The organism is Mycobacterium gordonae (assembly GCF_002101675.1).
GTDB classification, from domain to species: domain Bacteria; phylum Actinomycetota; class Actinomycetes; order Mycobacteriales; family Mycobacteriaceae; genus Mycobacterium; species Mycobacterium gordonae.
The window spans coordinates 22404-42928 of record NZ_LQOY01000155.1 but is presented as its reverse complement, the minus strand read 5'-3'; the positions used below and the strand labels follow the sequence as shown (position 1 = coordinate 42928).

General features: G+C 65.9%; 21 protein-coding genes and 1 tRNA gene. 14 read left to right on the top strand and 8 right to left on the bottom strand.

What is annotated here, in order from left to right:
* Nucleotides 1–11 precede the first annotated feature (11 nt).
* Nucleotides 12–185: a hypothetical protein gene (locus AWC08_RS37155; RefSeq protein ID WP_167544980.1), complete on the top strand. Its 174-nt coding sequence runs from the start codon at nucleotides 12–14 to the stop codon at nucleotides 183–185.
* 34 nt (nucleotides 186–219) lie between these two features.
* On the opposite strand, the gene AWC08_RS22045 is transcribed toward AWC08_RS37155, so the two are convergent.
* Both AWC08_RS22045 and AWC08_RS22040 read right to left on the bottom strand, forming a co-directional pair.
* Nucleotides 220–564 carry a hypothetical protein gene (locus tag AWC08_RS22045; RefSeq protein ID WP_069433775.1) on the bottom strand — a complete coding sequence of 115 codons (345 nt, stop codon included), beginning with the start codon at nucleotides 562–564 and terminating at the stop codon, nucleotides 220–222.
* Nucleotides 561–2003 carry an amidase gene (locus AWC08_RS22040; protein WP_069433774.1) on the bottom strand — a complete coding sequence of 481 codons (1443 nt, stop codon included), beginning with the start codon at nucleotides 2001–2003 and terminating at the stop codon, nucleotides 561–563. The genes AWC08_RS22045 and AWC08_RS22040 overlap by 4 nt, the downstream gene beginning before the upstream one ends.
* 118 nt (nucleotides 2004–2121) lie before the next feature.
* On the opposite strand from AWC08_RS22040, the gene AWC08_RS22035 reads away from it, so the two are divergent.
* On the top strand, nucleotides 2122–3444 hold the full coding sequence (locus AWC08_RS22035; protein WP_232007874.1) for a hypothetical protein: 1323 nt from the start codon (nucleotides 2122–2124) through the stop codon (nucleotides 3442–3444).
* On the opposite strand, the gene AWC08_RS22030 is transcribed toward AWC08_RS22035, so the two are convergent.
* Nucleotides 3423–4364 (bottom strand): carbohydrate kinase family protein, encoded by a 942-nt coding sequence (locus AWC08_RS22030; RefSeq protein ID WP_065131772.1) that lies wholly within the window; start codon nucleotides 4362–4364, stop codon nucleotides 3423–3425. The two genes, AWC08_RS22035 and AWC08_RS22030, sit on opposite strands and share 22 nt — an antisense overlap.
* A 110-nt stretch (nucleotides 4365–4474) precedes the next feature.
* On the opposite strand from AWC08_RS22030, the gene AWC08_RS22025 reads away from it, so the two are divergent.
* Both AWC08_RS22025 and AWC08_RS22020 read left to right on the top strand, forming a co-directional pair.
* The gene (locus AWC08_RS22025; protein WP_065131773.1) at nucleotides 4475–5182 is read left to right on the top strand and encodes an SDR family NAD(P)-dependent oxidoreductase; all 708 of its coding nucleotides are present in this window, start codon (nucleotides 4475–4477) and stop codon (nucleotides 5180–5182) included.
* On the top strand, nucleotides 5169–5537 hold the full coding sequence (locus AWC08_RS22020; RefSeq protein ID WP_065131774.1) for a nuclear transport factor 2 family protein: 369 nt from the start codon (nucleotides 5169–5171) through the stop codon (nucleotides 5535–5537). The genes AWC08_RS22025 and AWC08_RS22020 overlap by 14 nt, the downstream gene beginning before the upstream one ends.
* A 2-nt stretch (nucleotides 5538–5539) precedes the next feature.
* Here the strand turns inward: AWC08_RS22020 and AWC08_RS22015 are convergent, their stop codons facing one another.
* Nucleotides 5540–6499, bottom strand: a complete 960-nt coding sequence (locus AWC08_RS22015) for a DNA polymerase domain-containing protein (protein WP_065131775.1) — start codon at nucleotides 6497–6499, stop codon at nucleotides 5540–5542.
* Nucleotides 6500–6593: 94 nt separating this feature from the next.
* Between AWC08_RS22015 and AWC08_RS36675 the strand changes: the two genes are divergently transcribed.
* Genes AWC08_RS36675 through AWC08_RS22005 form a run of 3 tightly spaced genes read left to right on the top strand, consistent with a single transcriptional unit; the run spans nucleotide 6594 to nucleotide 9279 of the window.
* Nucleotides 6594–6812 carry a hypothetical protein gene (locus AWC08_RS36675; RefSeq protein ID WP_156803080.1) on the top strand — a complete coding sequence of 73 codons (219 nt, stop codon included), beginning with the start codon at nucleotides 6594–6596 and terminating at the stop codon, nucleotides 6810–6812.
* 54 nt (nucleotides 6813–6866) lie between these two features.
* A complete protein-coding gene (locus tag AWC08_RS22010) occupies nucleotides 6867–7670 on the top strand; it encodes a mycofactocin-coupled SDR family oxidoreductase (protein WP_065131776.1) in 804 nt (267 codons plus the stop codon).
* A 40-nt stretch (nucleotides 7671–7710) separates the two neighbouring features.
* A complete protein-coding gene (locus AWC08_RS22005; protein ID WP_065131777.1) occupies nucleotides 7711–9279 on the top strand; it encodes a long-chain-fatty-acid--CoA ligase in 1569 nt (522 codons plus the stop codon).
* Between the two features lie 2 nt (nucleotides 9280–9281).
* Here the strand turns inward: AWC08_RS22005 and AWC08_RS22000 are convergent, their stop codons facing one another.
* Entirely contained in the window at nucleotides 9282–11393 is a 2112-nt protein-coding gene (locus tag AWC08_RS22000) for a catalase (protein WP_065131778.1), read from the bottom strand.
* Between the two features lie 107 nt (nucleotides 11394–11500).
* Here AWC08_RS22000 and AWC08_RS21995 point away from each other — a divergent pair, with 107 nt between their 5' ends.
* Together AWC08_RS21995 and AWC08_RS21990 are read left to right on the top strand one after the other, a co-directional pair.
* Nucleotides 11501–12478: a YihY/virulence factor BrkB family protein gene (locus AWC08_RS21995; RefSeq protein WP_065131779.1), complete on the top strand. Its 978-nt coding sequence runs from the start codon at nucleotides 11501–11503 to the stop codon at nucleotides 12476–12478.
* Nucleotides 12479–12529: 51 nt separating this feature from the next.
* Nucleotides 12530–13462: an LLM class F420-dependent oxidoreductase gene (locus AWC08_RS21990; RefSeq protein WP_069433773.1), complete on the top strand. Its 933-nt coding sequence runs from the start codon at nucleotides 12530–12532 to the stop codon at nucleotides 13460–13462.
* 27 nt (nucleotides 13463–13489) lie between these two features.
* On the opposite strand, the gene AWC08_RS21985 is transcribed toward AWC08_RS21990, so the two are convergent.
* A complete protein-coding gene (locus AWC08_RS21985) occupies nucleotides 13490–14176 on the bottom strand; it encodes a class I SAM-dependent methyltransferase (RefSeq protein ID WP_069433772.1) in 687 nt (228 codons plus the stop codon).
* Between the two features lie 421 nt (nucleotides 14177–14597).
* On the opposite strand from AWC08_RS21985, the gene AWC08_RS21980 reads away from it, so the two are divergent.
* Together AWC08_RS21980 and AWC08_RS21975 are read left to right on the top strand one after the other, a co-directional pair.
* Nucleotides 14598–15362: an HD domain-containing protein gene (locus AWC08_RS21980; protein ID WP_069433771.1), complete on the top strand. Its 765-nt coding sequence runs from the start codon at nucleotides 14598–14600 to the stop codon at nucleotides 15360–15362.
* A gap of 20 nt (nucleotides 15363–15382) precedes the next feature.
* The gene (locus AWC08_RS21975; RefSeq protein ID WP_069433779.1) at nucleotides 15383–15991 is read left to right on the top strand and encodes a TetR/AcrR family transcriptional regulator; all 609 of its coding nucleotides are present in this window, start codon (nucleotides 15383–15385) and stop codon (nucleotides 15989–15991) included.
* 23 nt (nucleotides 15992–16014) lie between these two features.
* Here AWC08_RS21975 and AWC08_RS21970 read toward each other — a convergent pair whose 3' ends face one another.
* Complete coding sequence (locus AWC08_RS21970) at nucleotides 16015–17778, bottom strand: AMP-dependent synthetase/ligase (protein WP_232007875.1); 1764 nt, start codon at nucleotides 17776–17778, stop codon at nucleotides 16015–16017.
* Between the two features lie 211 nt (nucleotides 17779–17989).
* Here AWC08_RS21970 and AWC08_RS36670 point away from each other — a divergent pair, with 211 nt between their 5' ends.
* Nucleotides 17990–18157: a hypothetical protein gene (locus tag AWC08_RS36670; RefSeq protein WP_156781011.1), complete on the top strand. Its 168-nt coding sequence runs from the start codon at nucleotides 17990–17992 to the stop codon at nucleotides 18155–18157.
* A gap of 153 nt (nucleotides 18158–18310) precedes the next feature.
* On the opposite strand, the gene AWC08_RS21965 is transcribed toward AWC08_RS36670, so the two are convergent.
* A tRNA-Tyr gene (locus AWC08_RS21965) sits at nucleotides 18311–18394 on the bottom strand.
* A 68-nt stretch (nucleotides 18395–18462) separates the two neighbouring features.
* On the opposite strand from AWC08_RS21965, the gene AWC08_RS21960 reads away from it, so the two are divergent.
* Nucleotides 18463–18954, top strand: coding sequence for a YajQ family cyclic di-GMP-binding protein (locus AWC08_RS21960; protein WP_065131784.1), 492 nt, complete (start codon nucleotides 18463–18465; stop codon nucleotides 18952–18954).
* A gap of 92 nt (nucleotides 18955–19046) precedes the next feature.
* Entirely contained in the window at nucleotides 19047–20522 is a 1476-nt protein-coding gene (locus tag AWC08_RS21955) for a flavin-containing monooxygenase (protein ID WP_085088174.1), read from the top strand.
* The last annotated feature ends 3 nt before the right edge of the window (nucleotides 20523–20525 follow it).

Below are 20525 nucleotides of genomic sequence, written 5' to 3'. Positions count from 1 at the left end.
AGGAAACCGCAATGTTCACCACCCGCGCCCGCGCCCTTGCCGGCATGACCCTGATGGCCGCCGGCCTCGGCCTCGCCGCGTTCGGCGCCGGCACCGCCAACGCCGCTCCCGGGAACCAGCCGCCCACCGGCAGCTACACCTGCTACGACTACCAGAGCCAGACCTTCTACACCTGCTACTACTGAGCCGCAAGACTGTCGCGCCCTCGCTTCCCGGTCGCTACGGCCGGGAAGCGAGAACCTCCCGCAGCGCCTCATCAAGCTGCCTCAGCGGGTGCGCCGTGCTCCCATCCAACGTCGCGACGCGTTCCTCGCAGTCGACCACGACCTCGTAGGTCGGCACACCGTCCGGAAAATGCCGCAACCGCATCGACACCCGCGACTTACTGAGCCAATCCGCCGAGTCCAGATGCCAACACGGGTCTTTCAGATCCAGCAGCGCCAAACCCGTCGTCAAATCCACTACTTCAGGCGTGTCCACCCACTGGAAGGCACGCGCCTCGAACGCATCGACGCAGACCACATAGCGGCCGTCCGGTGAGACGAGCTTCTCCTGCAGCGTCACGGAATCTCGGGACGGTCACCGGCCCAGGGGTGCGCCGATTCCACCTGCGCGGCAACGCGAATCAGCACGTCTTCGCGTCCGTACGCGGCAGCCAGCTGAACACCGACCGGCAACCCGTCGGCATTGCGGTACAACGGAAGGCTGATCGCCGGCTGCCCGCTCATATTGAATGGTGGCGTGAATGCGGCGAACTCGCCGCCGCGGCGCATCGGTGCCGTCGGATGATCCGGATTGTTCTCGAATTCGGTGAGCGGCAACGGCGGTTCGGCGACCGTCGGCGTCAGCAGCAGGTCCCAGCCGTCGGCCCACCACTGTTGCAGCGAACGGCGAAACGCATATACAGCGTTCTCCGCCGCCGCATAATCCACGGCCGTCACGTGCCGCGCCCGCTCGATCAGCACCCAGTTGACCGGCTCGATGTCCTGGGCTATCACGTCGCGGCCAAGCGTCTCGCTGAAGCCGCGTGCCGCCATCGCCATCTGGGTGATCCACAGCGCCATGAACTTCTGCTGCAGGGTGGGATCGGAGAGGCAGGACGGCCAGGCCGGCTCCACGATGTGGCCCAGGCCCTCCAACAGCGACCCTGCCGCGCGCACCGCGGACACGCAGTCCTCATGCACAAACCCGCCGCGCGGATGGATATCGAGTAACCCGATACGCAACCTGCCCGGGTCGGCACCCAACTCCTGCAGATAGGGCCGCTGCGGTTCGGGCGCAGTCACGGCGTCACCGACACCGGGGCCGCACACCGCGTCGAGCAGGCCGGCCGTGTCGCGGACCGTGCGACTGACGCAGAGCTCGACGCCCAGCCCCGATTCGGCGCGCTTGGGCCCGACGGTGATACGGCCCTGACTCGGCTTGAGGCCCACCAACCCACAACACGACGCCGGGATGCGGATGCTGCCGCCGCCATCCGAGGCGTTCGCGAAGGGGACCATCCCCACCGCCACGGCGGCGGCCGCCCCGCCGCTGGAGCCGCCGGCCGTTCGGTCCAGCGCCCACGGATTTCGCGTCGGGCCCCAGGCCAGCGGCTGGGTGGTCGGCAGACTGCCCATCTCCGGGCTGTTGGTGCGTCCGGCGATCACCAGGCCCGCCGCCTTGAACCGGGATACCAGCGTGGTGTCGGTGGTGTCGATCTTGGCCGCCGCCTTAAGCGCCACGTTGCCGTTGGACAGCGTCTGCCCGGCGAAGCTGGTGTAGAGGTCCTTGAGCAGAAACGGCACTCCACGGAACGGACCGTCAGGCAGGCCCGGGTCGGCAGCCACCGACCGGGCGTGCTCGAACCATTCGATGACCACGGCGTTCAGCGCCGGATTGGACCGCTCGATGCGTTCGATCGCCGCGTCCAGCAGCTCGCCCGGCGTCACCTCGCCGTTGGCGACCAGCACCGCCTGATCCGTGGCGTCCATCCACCGTGTTTGTTCGGCAAGACCGCTCATGATGTCGGGTCTATCACGGCGTGCGGTCCCCCACCGCGGCAGCGCTCGATTCGCCGTGCGCACCAAACGCCTTTAGGCTCAGAGAACACATGACTTAGCGGGGGGAACGCTGATGAGGGTGCCTAACAGGCTGTTCGCGACCGGCCGGTGGTTTGCGCTGGTCGCGCTACCTGCCTGCCTCGGCGTCGCCGCTTGCGCCACCTCAGCGACCGTGACGCCGCCGGCGGCACAGACCACGCACACCACTGTCAAGCCGCCACCGAACACGGTGGCGCCGCCACCGCCACACATCAGCCCGCTGGCCAAGGATTGGAAGGCCTACGGCGATACTGTTTACTTCGGCTGTCCCACCGAATTCTCGGTCGGCAAATCCGCGCTCGAAGACATCCGGCCGAAAGTCCTCGACCCGAAAACCGCGGATCTGATCATGCCGGCAGTGCCCATGGTGGGCGCCGACGAGGCGGTCACCGGCGCGATGTGCGCGCTGTCGAACAACGTCAGCGACATGAAAGTCGTCTACGTCGTGGCCACCACCAAGGCGGCACCCGCGCCGCCAACGGTCAAGGCGACCGCCTACCTGTTCGATCTCAAGTCAAGTCAGCCGCTGGCAACCCGGGACCTGCCGGCACCCACTCCCGAACTCAAGCTCGCCGCGGCCAAGGACTGGCGGCTGGCGCCCACTACCACCGGCGTGGCATGGATCAACGGTTTCGCCGATGCGCGTGGGGCATCGGCGAGCCCGAAGACCACGATCCTGTCCAATACCGACCTGGCCACCCGCTGGGACGACCCGGAGCAGGCCCGCGTGTGGCAGGACGTGCTGGCCTTCCATCGGGAACCCACGGGTGCTGAATTGCGGCTGCCCACAGGCGAACCCGTCTACCAAGACAACGACGTAGCCGCCGTCGACGCCCAATTATCGGACGGGCCAGACAAACTCGTCCAGATCACGCACTGGGAGTCGCACAACCCACCGGTCATGTCGACCACCTTCTATGACCTGACGTCCCGATCGCTGGTCAAATTCGGTGACACCGACCGGATTTCCGGTGGTGGACTGGTTGCGACACTGTCCGACGGGAAGCTCTTCGTCGACGGGCGCGGCGCGGACAGCTCCCAGTTCGGCTATGGGGTGTGGAATCTGCGCACGCAGCATTGGGATCTGCTCGTAGCCCGCGAGGAGGCGAAGAAGCAACCGATCTCGAAGTTGGCGTTCTTCGGCGACCACCTCTACATCACCAATTCCGCCGGCACCTTCTCCGTGCTCGCGCTCCCGGCAACCAACCCCGTCGCGACGAACTGGTCCGAGCGACCCTTCGGACGGATATCCGGCTGGACCCTGGTATGCCGCGGCGAAACCGCCCCCCAGCAAAAGGGCGACTGCCGGGAGATCCTATTGGTGCGTGACAACGAGGGCCGCTACCCGGGTCCCTGGTTCTGAGCGATGAAGGCCTCTACCGCCGCAAGGTCGTAGGACCCCGCGTCGGTGCCCACTCCCCCCGCAACTTGCGCCGCGGTGGCACATCCCAGCCGAGCCGACGCCGTCAGGTCTCGTCCCAGCGTGCGACCGAGGATGAAGCCCGCCGAAAACGCGTCGCCGCATCCGGTGGTGTCGAGAACGTCGACCGCGTATGCGGGCACCGCGATCGATTCCTCCGGGAGGACGACGAGCGCGCCCGCACCGCCGCGGGTGACCGCGACGCAGCCGGCGCCGGCTTCCAGCAGGGCCCTGGCTCCGGCCTCCAGGTCGGTGGCGCCGGTGAAGCCGAGCACCTGTTCGTCGTTGGGCAGCAGGTAGTCGGTGTGCGGCAGGGCCTCTGCGATCCAGGCCAGCAGGCCCGGGTTGCCACCGGCAAGGATGTCGACCGACGTACTCAGACCGTGGTCTTTGGCATGCTTGAGCAGTGTCGCTGCGGCAGCTCCGCCGAGGAATTCCGGCCCGCCGAGATGCAGGTGCGCCGCGCGGGCGATGTCGTCGAGATCCAGCGCGTCCAGAGTGAGGGTGGCGTTGGCGCCCGGACAGTGCCAGGCCGGCCGGTCCCCGTTGGGACGCACGGGGATGACCGACGCCGAGGTTTGGCTGGCCGTGGTGCGCACCATGCCGGCGATGTCGACGCCATTGGTCTTGAGCAAGCCGAGCAGGGTGTCGCCGAGTGCGTCGGCGCCGACGGCTCCGTAGGAGCGGGCCCGGGCGCCCAGGCGGCTCAGGACGACGGCCGTACCGCCGGCGGTACCGGCCGGGGAGATCTTGATGGTCTCGACCAGCTGGCCCTCGGACCCGTCGGGAATGGAGGTGACGCCCAGCACGTGAGTGTCGAGGACGTGCACGCCGACGACGGCGATGTCGACCTGGCTCACCATTCGCTCTCCTCCGCTGCTGCAGGACCGGTCACCGGGGCCGGTCAGGGGCCGGAATTCTCCGGAGCCTAATGGTTGTTGACGAGGTCACCGGGTAAGGAAGGGACTCTGTCGTGAATGAACGCGTGGCCATCATCACGGGCGCTTCGCAGGGGATCGGCGACGCACTGGTCGCCGGATACCGCCGACGCGGCTACGCCGTCGTCGCCAACTCACGTCGCATCGCCGACAGTACCGATCCGCTGGTGCTGGCCGTACCCGGTGACGTGGCGCAGCCCGGCGTGGGCGGCCGCATCGTGGATGCGGCACTGGAACGGTTCGGCCGCGTCGACACCGTGGTGAACAACGCCGGAATCTTCGTTCCCAAGCCGTTCACGGAATACACCGACGCGGACTACGAGGCCGTCACCGGGGTGAATCTCCGCGGCTTCTTTGAGGTTTCGCGGGCCGCGATCGCCGTGATGCTGGACGGGGGCCGCGGCGGCCATGTCGTGAACATCTCCACCAGCCTGGTCGATCACCCCAATTCCGCCGTGCCCTCGGTGCTGGCGTCGCTGACCAAGGGCGGGCTGAACGCGGCGACCAAGGCACTGGCCATCGAGTACGCCGACCGGGGGATCCGGGTCAACGCCGTTGCGCTGGGCAACATTCGCACGCCGATGCACGACCCGTCGACCCACGACATGCTGGCGAAGATGCATCCACTCGGGCGGCTGGGTGAGATCGGCGAAGTGGTGGACGCGGTGTTGTACCTGGAAGGCAACTCGTTCGTCACCGGCGAAATCCTGCACGTGGACGGAGGCCAAAGTGCCGGGCACTGACCTTGAAAAAATCGTCGGTGAAGTGATGGACCGATGGAAGTCGGGCGTCGACAGCCACCAACCCGACCTGGTGGCCGAGCAGTTCACCGAGGACACGGTCTTTCAGGGGCTGCGTCCGTACAGCGTTGGCCGACAAGGAGTTTACGCCTACTACGATGGACAGCCGCCGGGCATGACGGTGGCCTACCACGTCCTGGAGACCCGGCGGGTGAGCACGGAGGCAGTCCTGGGCTACCTGCACGCCGACTTCTCGTTCCCCGATCGGGACACCGTCAGCGTGCGGATCGGCGTGCTGGTGACCCGAGGCGCCGACCACTGGCGCATCGCGTACTACCAGGCGTCGCGAACCGACTGAGCTCAATCCTTTTCGGCGCGTCGCGCGCGGGCGCGCCGCTTCCCTTCATGCATCGCCGCGACTCGGGCGACCGGGATGGTGCGGCCCTGTTCGATGAGGTCGCTCGGCAGTCGTTGCGCCGCCGGCATCGAGTCCGCCCAGGGATCACGGCCGGCAAGGGCGTCGAACGCCGTGTGCACCGTGAAGTCGGTGGGGCTTACCCGGTCCAGATCCGACCAGTCCAACGGGAACGACACCGGAGTGCCGGGACGTAACCGCGGGCTGTAGGCAGCGGCGACCGTGGCGCCCCCGGCTCGCGTGGCATCGACGAAAACCTTGCCTTCGCGGTCTTCCACGATGAAAGCCGTTGTCGCCGAGGCAGGGTCGAGCGCCTCGGCGCGCGCCGCCAAGGCGCGGGTGGCGGCTGCGACATCTTCGACGGCTGCGTGGTCGTCGATCGGCACGAAGACGTGAATGCCCTTGGCCCCGCTGGTCTTTACCGCGCCGGCCAGACCACTGTCTTCCAGCGCCTGCCGCACCAGGTGGGCCACGTGGACCACCGCGGCGAAGTCGCCGCCGGCGGGCGGATCGAGATCGAGCACGAGGTGGGTCGGCCGATAGATGTCGTCGGCCAGACCCAGAGCGGGGTGGTATTCGACCGCGCGCTGATTAGCGAGCCAGAGCAAGGTCCGCCGGTCGTCACACACGGGGTAATGCACCTCGCGGTGGGAGGCCTCCGCCCAGATGGCCACCGTCCGCACCCACTCCGGGGTGTACTTGGGAACGTTTTTCTGCATGAAGGGAGCCCGCCCGCGCAACACCCGAAGAACGGTGAGCGGCCGGCCGGCCAATCCGGGCACCATCCGGTCGGCCACCGCGTCCAGGTAGTCGACCAGGTCGCGCTTGGTGGCGCCGGCATCCGGACTCAGCGGCTGATCCAGGTTCGTCAGATCGACTCCCCCGCGCTGCTCCCCGGCGCTCATATGCAAAGCCTATGCGCTCGTTCTCGGCCGGCTCCGAACCGTGTGGCGCGCGCTATCGTGAAGCCTGCATGCAGTCGTTCGAGGGCAGAGTCAGATGATCGCAGCCAAGATGTTCATCGCAGCAGCGCTGACCGCGGGGGCGTTGGTGGCCGCGCCGACAGCCCAAGCGGACTACGGCCCCGGCGACCCACCCTGTCCGGCCACCGGATGCCAGCCACCCCCCAAAGCCACCCCGCCGCCCGTTCGGGGCGTGTTGGGCTGCGTGCGAGGCGTCTGCATCCCGAACCCCCGTCCGCCCTGGCAGCGGCGCTGACGTTAATGAGCTCCCGCCGCAGCTGGTTCGCGGTCAGGGGCTAACGTCTGCGGCATGGGTGCTTTGGATGGCCGGGTCGCGCTGATCACCGGAGGTGCCCGGGGACAAGGCCGCGCGCATGCGGTGGCGCTGGCGGCCGAAGGCGCGGACATCGTCGCCGTCGACGCGCCCGGACCCATGACGGATCTGACGTACCCGCTCGGCACGGTGGACGATCTGCACGAGACCGCCCGACTCGTCGAGAAGCTGGGACGACGCTGCCTGCCGATAGCCGCCGACGTCCGGGACTCGTCGCAGGTTGCCGCTGCCGTCGAGCAGGCGGCGGCGGAACTGGGCAGCCTCGACATCGCCGTGGCCAACGCCGGCATCGTGAGCACGGGGCCGCTGGACCAGGTCAGCGACCGGGTGTGGCAGCAACTCCTCGACACGAACCTGACCGGTGTGTTTCACACGCTGCGGGCCGTCATTCCGGTGATGCGCCGACAGCGTTTCGGTCGGATCGTGGTGACGTCCTCGATGGGGGGCCGGATGGGGATCCCCGATCTCGCTGCCTACAACGCCACCAAGTGGGGCATCATCGGGCTCGCCAAGTCGGCGGCCCTCGAAGTCGCCAAAGAGGGCATCACCATCAACGTCATCTGCCCGACCACCACCCAGACCCCGATGGTGCAGCCCGCTGGAGGCGATGATGTTCCCGACGAGCTGGTGCGCCGGATGATGAGAGCCAACCCGATACCGCAGCCGTGGCTGCAGCCGGAAGACGTGAGCCGCGGTGTTGTATACCTGGTCACCGACCCCGGCGTCATCACCGGCAGCGTCCTGGAGGTCGGACTGGGCGGCAGCGCCCGCATCCACTGAATTGCTTCTCCGTAAGCACTCGACATGGAAGGCTCATCCCATGCCTGACCTAGCAGACCCGCGTTTCCTTGACGACCGGCTCGCACACTGGGCCGCCACCAAGCCTGATGACGAGGCGATCGACTATCTGGACCGCAAGTGGACCTGGGCACAGTGGAACGACAGGGTCCGCCGATTGGCCGGCGCACTGTCGGCGTTCGGTGTCGAACGCGGCGACGTGGTGGCGTTCTTGGACAAGAACCATCCCGCGTGTGTCGAGTTGACGTTCGCCGCCGCATCGCTTGGTGCGGCCAACGCGATCATCAACTTCCGGCTCGCCGCCGACGAACTCGACTACGTGATCAACGATTCGGGCGCCAAGGTGCTGATCGTCGGGGCGGAACTCAAGCCGAGCATCGACAAGATCCGCGGTGACCTGGTCAACGTCGAGCACATCATCACGGTGACCCCCGATGGCGGAGACGGCGACGAGTACGAGGCGTTGCTGGCCGGGGCGACGCCGGTAGGCCGGGCCGACGACGTCGAACCCGACGACGTGTGCATCATCATGTACTCCTCGGGCACCACCGGGCGCCCCAAGGGGGTGCAGCTGACGCAGGCGAACATGATCGCGCACACGCTCAACGCCCATGAGGGCTTCGAGTTCGACCCGGGCGACAAGAGCATGGTGTCGATGCCGCTGTTCCACGTCGGCGGATCATCGTATGTGCAGTTCGGGATCCACGACGGGGTGCCCAGCGTGATGACGCGCGACGTCGACGGCATGACGCTGGCCGGCGCAATCCTCAAGGGCGCCAACAGAACCTTCCTAGTGCCCGCGGTGCTGGCGAAAGTGCTGGAGTCCGGCGAGGATGCGGTGAAGCTGTTCGGCGCGCTGAAGACCTATTCCTATGGCGCGTCGCCGATGCCGCTGCCGCTGCTGCGTGCGGCCCTGCAGGCGTGGCCGAACACCGACTTCATCCAGGCGTACGGCCTGACCGAGTTGTGCGGCGTGATAAGTCACCTGCTGCCCGATGCCCATCGCGCCACCGACAACCCGGAACGGCTCAGCAGTGCCGGAACACTGGTCCCGGGCGCGGAGGTGCGCGTCGTGGACCCGTACACGCTCGAAGATGTCCCGCCCGGTCAGCAGGGCGAACTATGGTTCCGCTCACCACAATTGATGAAGGGTTATCACAACAGGCCGGAGGCGACCGCCGAGGCGATCACCGAGGACGGCTGGTTCCGCACCGGCGACATCGGGCGCGTCGACGACGGTGGTTACATCTTCGTCGAAGACCGGCTCAAGGACATGATCATCTCGGGCGGGGAGAACATCTACTCGATCGAGGTGGAGCAGGTGCTGGCCGAACACCCGGCGGTGGTGGAGGTCGCGGTGATCGGAGTACCCGACGAGAAGTGGGGCGAAGTGGTGAAAGCCGTTATCGCAGTGGAGGGTGAAGCCACCGCGGAGGAGATCATCGCGTTCGCCCGCGAGCGACTGGCCGCCTACAAGTGCCCGAAATCCATCGACTTCGCCGACGAACTGCCACGCAACCCGACCGGCAAGATCCTCAAGAAGGAACTGCGCAAGCCCTATTGGGAGGGCCGCGACCGCGCGACGGTGTGACATCAGCGCGCCGGCGCCACCTCCGACGCCATCACGTCGACGGCGCGCTCCCACACCCTGTGCAGGCCAACGGCTTTGGCGAGCGCGGCGGTGAATTTTCGGTCTATCTTCTCGGCAACAAGCACGCCGGGGGCCTCCAGCGGGATCCCCGCGGCGGTCAGCGCAACCGTGCCGTCACCCCAGGCGGCTATCGGCTTGCAGTGCCGAAATGCCTCCTGCAGCAACAGCACCAGCTTGAGATCATCCGCAGGCTTCGTGCCCGCGGCGACCACCACCGCGTCGAACTCGATGGACCGCGTGGTCAGTAGGGTCCGTTCGACGATCACGCTGCGCCGGCCGGACTTCAGCACGCCACCGACCGGTGCGGTGACCAACGGTGTCGCATTGAGGCCCAGTACCGCGTCGACGAGTTTGGACACGCCACCCAGATCGGAATCCGCACCGGCGATGATGCCGATCTTGCGACCGTCGATGGGACCGGGGGTCTCGACGACTTGGGACAGAGCCGGCGACAGCAGCACATCCTTCGGCGGATTGCCCTTGGGGGCCGGCAGGCCCAGTCCGATGGCCACCTGCTTGCACAGATCGGCGTCGACGTTCGCCAGCACTTCCAGCTGGCGTTCCTTGATGGACTGCTCGTAGCACTTGCCGAGTTCGAACGTGAACGCCTCGATGATGTGCGCCTGCTCGACGGGGGTCAGGCTCCGATAGAACATGGCCGGCTGGGTGAAATGGTCCTCGAACGAGGACGGGTTTTCCCGAACCGTCGGGCCCTGCACGGGGCGTGGTGTCTGCACGTAACCGCCTTCGTCCGCGCCGGCCACCAACGGTTCGCCGTCGTCGATGCTGTTGGGGCGGTATGGCGCCTGGCCGGTGTGAATCGCGGTCTGGTGCATGCCGTCGCGCAGCATGTCGTTCACCGGGCAGTGCGGCCGGTTGATCGGCAGCTGGGTGAAGTTGGGACCACCGAGCCGGGTCAATTGGGTGTCCAGGTAGGAGAACAGCCGGGCCTGCAGCAGCGGGTCATTGGTCGGTTCGATGCCGGGCACCAGGTTGCCGAGATGGAACGCGACCTGCTCGGTTTCGGCGAAGAAGTTGGTCGGGTTGCCGTTGAGAGTCAGCTTGCCGATCAACTGCACCGGCACCATCTCTTCCGGCACGATCTTGGTCGGGTCCAGCAGGTCGATGCCCTGGAAGCTGTCGGTGCCGTCGTCCGGCATCACCTGGATGCCAAGCTCGTATTCGAGGGGGGCGCCCGCTTCGATGCCATCGGCCATGTCCCGGCGGTGGAAGTCGGGGTCGACACCGGCCGCGATCTGCGCCTCTTCCCAGACCTGGGAATGCACCCCGGCCACCGGCTTCCAGTGAAATTTGACCAGGCTCGTCTTGCCCTTCTTGTTGACCAGCCGGAAGGTGTGGACGCCGAATCCCTCCATCGTGCGGTAGGAACGCGGAATGCCGCGATCGCTCATGTTCCAGAACACGTGATGGGTGGCTTCGGTATGCAGCGAGACGAAATCCCAGAAGGTGTCGTGTGCCGACTGGGCCTGCGGGATCTCGCGGTCGGGGTGGGGCTTGGCCGCATGAACGACGTCGGGGAATTTGATGCCGTCCTGGATGAAGAAGACCGGAATGTTGTTGCCCACCAGGTCGAAATTGCCTTCGTCGGTGTAGAACTTGACCGCGAATCCGCGGGTGTCGCGCACGGTGTCGGCTGAACCCCGCGAGCCCAGCACGGTCGAGAACCGACAGAACACTTGGGTTTTCTTGCCTTTGCGCGCCAGGAACCCTGCCCTGGTGACCGATGCGGCGGTGCCGTAGGACTCGAAGACACCGTGAGCGGCGGCGCCGCGGGCATGCACGACCCGTTCCGGGATGCGCTCATGGTCGAAGTGCGTGATCTTCTCGCGCAGGTGGAAGTCCTCGAGCAGACTCGGCCCACGGTTGCCGGCCTTCAGTGAGTGGTCGGTGTCGGGCAGGCGCAGTCCCTGGGCGGTCGTCAGGTACTTTCCGCCCTGACCGCGCGGGTCGTAGTCCCCGACCTCTCCATTTGTGTTGCCGGTGGGGCTGGTTCGCTTCGGGGCGGTCTGATCAGACTGGCGGCGGGGCGGCATGGCGGCAGGGGTACCCGAAACTCAACGCCCTAAGCAAAGATTGGCCCTCGGCGGTTTCGGGTATTTCTTGCGGCAATGTTTCATTGGTGAGCTTGAAGTGAGCGGCGATGGTCGGCTGGCTGGACAGGTTGCAGCAACGCAATCGCACCGTGGGCGCTGCCATTGCGGTGATCTACAAGTACCTCGACGATCAGGGCGGTTATCTGGCCGCGCTGATCACCTACTACACCTTCGTGTCGCTGTTTCCGCTGCTGCTGCTGTTGACCACCGGCCTCGGAGTCCTGCTGGCCGGCAGGCCCGACCTGCAGGCACAGGTGTTGCAGAGCACGTTGAGCCAGTTCCCGGTGATCGGCAGCCAGCTACACCAGCCAGAAGGACTCAGCGGCGGATCCGGCGCGGTGGCGGTCGGGATATTCGGCGCACTCTACGGCGGTTTGGGCGTCGGGCAGGCGCTGCAGAACGCCATGGATTCGGTGTGGGCGGTGCCGCGGCATGAGCGTCCCGATCCGATCCGGTCGAGGGCGCGCAGCCTGGTGTTGCTGTTGGTGCTCGGTTCGGCGGCCATCGCCACCACCCTGCTCTCGGCAATCGCGCACGTGACAAGCAGTTTGGGCCCGCTCGGCAGGATCGGCGTCGCCCTGGTCGCGGTTGCCATCAACGCGGGGATCTGCCTGGTGGCGTTCCGGGTGACCACCGCCCGGGAACTCACCTACCGGCAGGTGTTGCCGGGAGCCATCGCGGCGGCCATCGTGTGGCAGATCCTGCAGTGGTTCGGCGCGGGCTACATCGGACACGTGGTGAAGTCGTCCAGCGCCACCAACAGTGTGTTCGCGTTGGTGCTGGGACTGTTGGCGTTCTTGTTTCTGGTGTCCTCGACGCTGGTGCTGTGCGCCGAGATCAACGTGGTCTTGGTTGAAGGACTGCACCCGCGTTCGTTGCTCACGCCGTTCACCGACGACGTGAACCTCACGCCGGCGGATCGTAAGACCTACACCAGGAAGGCGAAAGCTGAACGCGTCAAAGGCTTTCAGCGTGTCAGCGTCAAATTCAACGATTCCGACCGCAAGCCCACGGGCGTCTCCTGAATCGACCGCGGCGCTATCACGTTGCAGCGCAGTACGTTACCGTAGGATCCCATGGACTTCCGAGCTTTCGTCGAGCCGCAGCAAGGTGCCATCTACGCCGACCAGTTGGCAGTTGCACAAGCAGCCGAGGATCTCGGCTTCGACGCATTCTTCCGCTCGGATCACTACCTGGCCATGAGCGGTGACGGGGGCCCGGGACCGACCGACTCCTGGGTGACGCTGGGCGCGATCGCCCGCGAGACCTCGCACATCAGGCTGGGCACCCTGGTGACGTCCGCGACGTTCCGCTACCCGGGCCCGCTGGCGATAGCGGTGGCACAGGTCGACGAAATGAGCGGCGGCCGTGTGGAATTCGGACTGGGCAGCGGCTGGTTCGAAGCGGAGCACCGAGCCTACGGGGTACCGTTCCCGTCGGTGCGGGAACGCTTCGACCGGCTCACCGAGCAGCTCGCCGTCATCACCGGCCTGTGGACCACCCCGGCGGGCCAGACATTCGACTATGCCGGTGAGCACTACACGATCAACGACTCCCCGGGGCTGCCCAAGCCGGTGCAGAGCCCGCACCCGCCGATCGTGGTCGGTGGCACCGGCGCCAAACGCACGCCGGCGCTGGCGGCCCAGTATGCGGCCGAGTTCAATGTGCCCTTCGCGACGATCGACGTCGTGCGCCGGCAATTCGAGCGAGTGGCCGACGCGGTGGCCGCGGCTGGCCGGGCTGCCGACTCGATCGTGTACTCGAGTGCGTTTGTGTTGTGCGCCGGCCGCGACGACGCCGAGGTGGCCCGCCGCGCTTCCGTGATCGGCCGGGAGGTCGACGAGATGAGCTCCAACAGTCCGCTCGTGGGCAGCCCGGACGAGATCGTCGACAAGCTGGGGCCGTGGCGCGAATTGGGTGTGCAGCGGGTCTACGCGCAGCTGCTCGACATGTCGGACCTGGCGCACCTGGAGCTGTTGGCGAGTGACGTGATGCCGCAGCTGCGGTGAATACGCCGCAGGGCTGACCCGCACTCCCTAAGAGGTTCTCCGGGCGTGCAACCAACGGGTTGAATCCGGGTCGACTGTCGTCAGCACCAACCCCGCTCGCGCAAGATCGGCGCGGACCGCGTCGGGGCTGACACGCTGCAAGATCAACGACTGACGCCACGATCGGCCGTCGACAGCCAATACGAACTCGCCGGTGGTGATTCCCCCGCGGTTGGAGCGGATCGTCAGGGTCGTCTGCATTGCATCGAAACTCAGCGTTTTCGTCCAGCCGGTCGGCCGAGAAGCCAACAGAGACGGCGGCGCCCACTGGATGATCGCCTGGCCATTCGGCGCCAAGTGGTGAGCGACGGTAGCCAGCATGGACCTGCGAAGTATCGGGGTCGGATAGTTGATCAGATTCGACATCAACAAGACCGCGTCGAACCGCTCGTTCAACCGGACGTCTTCGATGCGGCTCTGCACCGTCCGGGCGTTGCGGACGTGGGCGAGCATCTCGCGTGAGTCGTCGACGGCGGTGACGCGGTGACCGAGCAGGGCGAGAGCGTCGGCGACACGTCCGGTGCCGGCGCCCAGATCAAGCACCGAACTGTTGGGCAGCAGCATGGATTGAACTTGCTCAACCTCGCCCATCGACGGCATCCGGCAGTAGACCTCAACCGAGCTGCCGTCGCCTGTCACCGAACCGGCCTCGGCCATTGTTGTGCTGCGCAACATCAGGTTCTCCTCTCGGTAGGCGCAGCGATGGCTGCTGGGGCATCCACCACGAGGAGTGGCGATGCCCCAGCCGAAACGGCTTACTCGACCACCTGGCCGACTACGAAAAAGGCACTCTCGCAGGACGTCTCGACCTCGCGAAACAATGACTCGTACTCCATCTGGCTCACCTCCCAACCGTCAACCATGGTTGACTATACTCTCGGTCGAACCGCGCGCAACGGCCCAATTTTTCGGAAGGCAGTTCGCCCGCGGCGCGCACTCTCCGCAGTGCCGCGTCGGCCGCATTGGATCGGGTCAGAGCGCCGTACGCACGGCTGCGCCTAACCGAATGCTCGTGAGCGAGTTTGACTCCACCGCTCTGGGCGTCTAGAACATGAATCATGTTCATGTTATGCCGGTCGCTCATCGTCGGAGCGAGATGAGCGCGCACCCGGACCCGAACCGACTCGGCGGCTTGGAGTGGACGCGGCGCACCAAAGGCCTGCTCACGCGGCGGGAACGGCTACGGCTGCTGGGTTCGATCGTGAACAGCCAGCGTGACTATTTCCTGCACCGGCTGAGAGGCGCCCGGCCCGCCACCATCGCTTCGCCCACAGATCACGAGATTCGCCCGCCCGACAGCCGGTTCGCCCGCGAGGTAGAGGCCGCCGCGGCGGAACAGAGCCGGGTAATCATTGGCCACAGTTACCGGTCATGGGTCTTCGGACGTGCGCTCGCCGACGTCGATGCCATCGCACTAGACGAGGAACTGTTCTACGCCGGCTGCCTGTTGCACGATCACGGAATCGCGCCCGTCGTGCCGGGTGAGGACTTCACCTTACGCAGCGCCCGCCGCGCCACCGAGTGCGCCACATCGGCACAACTCGACGATCGCAAGGCAGCGCAGCTGGCCGACGCCATTACGGTGCACACCACCCCTGGCGTCAATGTCGAGCGCGACGGCCCGCTCGGTTGCTACATCCAGGCCGGGGCCATGGTCGACATCGTGGGCAACCGGATATGGGAGCTGTCCACGAAACTGGTCGACTACACGCTGGACCGCTACGACAGGCAAGGATTCACCCGCGAACTGGCAGCCCACTTCACCGCCGAGGCGAAAGCTGTACGCGGCGGACGTTTTGCGCTGCTACGCCGCTGCGGTTTCATTCCGCTCATGCGCTCGGCGCCGTTTGACCAGAAGTGATTCCGCCCGGTCCGGCCCACATGCGGCGCTCACCGAGTCAGCAGCGCAGCCGCGAACGCGTCGAACGCATTCTGGACGCGGCGGCGGCCATTGTCGTCGACCAGGGCCTGGAAAACCTCAAAGTCAGCGACATCGCCAGCCGCGCCGGCGTTCCGCTGGGAACGCTGTACCAGTTCTTCGCCCGCAAGGACGACATCGTCTACGCGCTGGCGCAGCGCTTCGCAGACCGCTTCGGGGAAGTACTCGCGGCAACATTGGCAGATGCGGCCATCGACGCAGAGTGGCATGTGCTGCTTGATCGACTGCTGGATTCCTATGCGTCGTTTTACCGCAGCGAACCAGCGCTTCGAGAGTTGTGGGTCGGCGCGCGCCTGGACCCGGATTTCATTCGCGCCGACCATGAACACAACAACACCCGATTCGCCGCAACTCTCGCCGACACGCTGGCAACTCGCGCACACGTGCCCCACGACGAACTGATGCTGATGATCTATGTCTGCTGGGAGGCCAGTCAGGCTCTTCTCGAAACGGCTTTCCGTGTTGATGCCGTCGGGGATCCGGTGATCATCGAACAGGCCAAAGTCATGGCCGCCCGTTATCTGTCCCCGGCGTTCGAACCGATGTTGTAGCGATTAGCGCCGGCTACAGACGATCAGGCGTAGAACGCGTCGATGGTCTGCTTGTTGTTCTGCTCGACCACTGCCCGCTTCAACTTCAGCGAAGGCGTGAGTTCCCCTGTGTCGACCGACAATTCGTGGTCGATCAGCTCCCACTTCTTGATCGTCTCCCAGCGGTTGAGCTCGCTGTTGAGCTGCTGCACATAGCCGTCGACCATCTCGCGAACCTGGGCATTGCGGGTGAGTTCGGCGAACGACGTCTCCGAGATACCTTGCTCCTCAGCCCATTTGGTCAACGCGTCGCCGTCGAGGGCGATCAGTGCGACACAGTAGTTGCGGGCTTCCCCGAAAACGATGAACTGGCTGGCATAAGGGCAGAGCGCCATGAACTTCGCTTCGATGGCCGGCGGCGCGACGTACTTGCCACCGGAGGTCTTGAACAGTTCCTTGATGCGGCCGGTAATGGTCAGGAACCCGTCGGAATCGAGGCTGCCGCGATCACCGGTGCGCAGCCAACCGTCACTGGTCATCGCCTCTTCGGTCTTGTCGGGTAGGTGGTGGTAACCGGTCATCACCAGCGGTCCGTGTAGCTGTACTTCGCCGTTGTCGCCGATGCGCACGTCCGTGCCGGTGAACGGCAAGCCGACCGTGCCGAGTTTGTAGTTGTCGGGACGGTTGATGAACCCGGCGCCAGCGGATTCGGTGAGGCCATAGCCTTCCAGGACAAGCACTCCGGCGGCGAGGAACCACTCGGCGATCTCCCGGTTGAGTGGCGCCGACCCGGAGACGAAGAACCGCAGCCGGCCACCGAAGACGTCGCGCACCTTGCTGAACACCAGGCGGTCGAACAGCTGTTGCTGCAGCCGCAGCGGCAGCGGCACCGACTTGCCGTCGCGACGCCGACGAGATACATCCAGGCCCACCCGGAACGCCTGCTGGAACAGCCGTGCCTTGATGCCGCCACCTTCCTGGCTCGTCATCACGATCTTGGCGTGTGCCTTCTCGAAGATGCGGGGTACGGCGGCCATGAACGTCGGCTTCACGGTGCCCATGTTCTCGACGATCTTGTCGACGCGCCCGTCGACTGCGGCGACGAACCCACACGCAAGCTGGCTGGCCAGCAGCACCTTGCCGAATGAGTGGGCAAGTGGCAGCCACAGCACGTGCAAGTCGTCCTCACCCAGGAGCCCCTCGTTGCGGATGAACCCCGCCGCCGACGTCCACGACCGATGCGCGAGCCGCACCCCCTTGGGGCGGCCGGTGGTCCCCGACGTGTAGATCAGGGTGGCCAGCGATTCGCTCGTCACCGTGGCCGCGGCATCGGCGACGGACGTCGGATGTTCCTGCAGATAAGCGGCGCCCCGGCGGGTGAATTCCTCGAAGGTGATGACCCAGTCGCCGTCACCGTCGCCGTCCATGACCACCACCAGATGTACGTCGGGCAGCTCGCCGCGATTGTCGGCGAGTTTGGCGACCTGTGAGGCGTCCTCGGCGAAGACGATCTGCGACTCCGAGTCGGCGACGATGTAGGTGGCATCCGCGGCATGCGTGCTCGGATAGACGGTCGTCGTCGCCGCGCCGGCGCACATGACCGCGAGGTCGGCCAGGATCCACTCGTACCGGGTGCCCGACATGATCGCGACGCGCTGCTCCGGTTCGATGCCGGACGCAAGCAACGCCGCCGCCAGCTGCTGCACGCGGTCGGCGGTTTCCTGCCACGTGACTGACACCCAACGGCCGCCGCTGAGCCGCCGGAACGCCTCCTTGTCGGCCGACGCGCCGACTCGGTCGAAGAACATCGAAGCCAGATTGGACGCGGTTACCGACGACACTGTCATCCCTCCTTGTTACCTCTTTCCGTAAGAAGTATGGGAGGTGCTGAGTTGCCGCAAAGAGGCACGTCCGTCTGGCATCGGCCGAGCGGCGCCGAGGACTCTTGAAGAATCCGTCCAGCGGCGGATCCCATGCTGGGCTGATCGATCAACATCGCTGCACGGCAAAGAATTTCGAATGAGCAGTAACCGCTTCTTCTTGGTGGCCGCGATCAGCACGGCGATGCGGCTCTTTCGGCGGCGCCGCGGCGAGTTCTCCCAGCGCACAGGCAGGGGTGACCGCAGGCGGGCTGTACACGGTGAGCGCCTACTCCCCGATCACCGGATACACCGGGTGGGCGAATGACGCCTCCACGATGGAGGAAGCCACCCATATCGCGCTTGGCAACTGCCGGCCGCACGGCAGCGGCTGCCAGGTACAGGACCGTCAGTTGCCGGTGCCCGCGAACCAGGCTCCGCGGCGACGGGCCCGGAAACAGCCTCCGGCCTGCGTCGATGTTGGTGGCAGGTACAGGATTCGAACCTGTGAAGCTTTCGCGACGGATTTACAGTCCGCTCCCATTGGCCGCTCGGGCAACCTGCCGCCTAGCAGGGTACAACGACCGGGTAGACAGTTCACAAACGGGGAGCACTGAAGAAGGGACGCAGCGCATGGCCGACTCATCGTTCGACATCGTCAGCAAGATCGACCGGCAGGAAGTCGACAACGCACTCAACCAGGCCGCCAAGGAACTGTCCACGCGCTTTGACTTCCGCGGCACTGACACCAAGATCGCGTGGAAAGGCGAGGAAGGCATCGAGCTGACCTCCTCCACCGAGGAGCGGGTTAAGGCCGCGCTCGACGTTTTCAAGGAGAAACTGATTCGCCGCGACATCTCGCTGAAGTCCTTCGAGGCCGGCGAACCGCAGGCCTCCGGCAAGACCTACAAGCTGACCGGCACCCTCAAGCAGGGCATCAGCAGCGAGAACGCCAAGAAGATCACCAAGCTGATCCGCGACGAGGGGCCCAAGACCGTCAAGACGCAGATCCAGGGCGACGAAGTTCGGGTGACCAGCAAGAAGCGTGACGACCTGCAGGCGGTCATCTCGATGCTCAAGCAGGCCGACCTCGACGTCGCACTGCAATTCGTGAATTACCGGTAGCTCGCGCTGAGCCTGCGTCAGCGGCGGACTTCTCCCACGATTTGCCGCCCTGAGCGCAGGCTCAACGCCCTCAAGAGGAAGTGAGGTCAACGATGGCGGAAACGGACTACGTCGACGTCCTCATCGTCGGCGCCGGAATCTCCGGGCTCGGGGCGGCCTACCGCATCCTGCAGCGCAACCCGGACGTGTCTTACACCATCCTGGAGCGGCGCGAGCGCATCGGCGGGACCTGGGACCTGTTCCGATACCCCGGAGTGCGCTCGGACAGCAGCATCTTCACGCTCAGCTTTCCGTTCGAGCCGTGGACCCGCGAAGAGGGCGTCGCCGACGGCGAGCACATCCGCGAGTACCTGACCGACATGGCCCGCAAGTACGGCATCGACGAGCACATCCGGTTCCGCAGTTACGTGCGCGGCGCCGCCTGGGACTCGGCCACCGACACCTGGACCGTCACGTTCGAGCAGGACGGCGAGACCAAACGGTGCCGCAGCCGGTTCCTGTTCTTCGGCAGCGGCTACTACAACTACGACACCGGCTACACCCCCGACTTCCCCGGCATCGAGCAGTTCGGCGGCACGATTGTGCATCCGCAGCACTGGCCCGAAGACCTGGACTACACCGGCAAGACGGTCGTGGTGATCGGCAGCGGCGCCACCGCGGTGACGCTGATTCCGTCGATGGCCGAGAAGGCCGGCAAGGTGATCATGCTGCAACGGTCGCCGACCTACCTCATCTCGGCGTCCAAGTACAGCAAGGTCGCCTGGCTCAGCCGGAAGTTGTTGCCCCGCAGGATCGCTCACCTGACCATCCGGTTCTACAACGCCTTGATGGAAGGCGTGCTGTGGTTCCTGTCCCGCAAGACCCCACCGCTGATCAAGTGGTTGCTACGGCGCGTAGCGGTGCAGAACCTGCCGGAGGGTTACGACGTCGACACCCACTTCAAGCCGCGGTACAACCCCTGGGACCAGCGGCTGTGCCTGATCCCGGACGCCGACCTCTACGAAGCCGTCGCCGGCGGACGCGCCGAGGTAGTCACCGACCACATCGACCACTTCGACGCCACCGGCATCGCCCTGAAATCCGGGCGGCACCTCGACGCCGACATCATCGTCACCGCCACCGGCCTGCAACTGCAGGCCCTCGGCGGCGCCACGATCAGCATCGACGGGGTCGAGATCAATCCCCGCGACCGTTTCGTCTACAAGGCCCACATGCTCGAAGACGTGCCCAACCTGTTCTGGTGTGTCGGGTACACGAACGCCTCCTGGACGCTGCGGGCCGACATGACCGCGCGAGCGACCGCCAAACTGCTGGCCTATATGGCCGAGCACGGCTACACCCACGCCAGCCCGCACCTCGGCGACCAGCCGATGACCGAGAAGCCGGCCTGGGACATTCAGGCCGGATATGTCAAGCGGGCACTGCACGCGCTGCCCAAGTCGGGTACCAAGCGGCCGTGGAACGTGCGGCAGAACTATTTCGCCGATGCGATCGACTACCGGTTCGACCGGATCGACGAAGCCATGGAATTCGGCCGGGCCGCCGACCGGGCCGCGCTGGCGGGCTGAGCG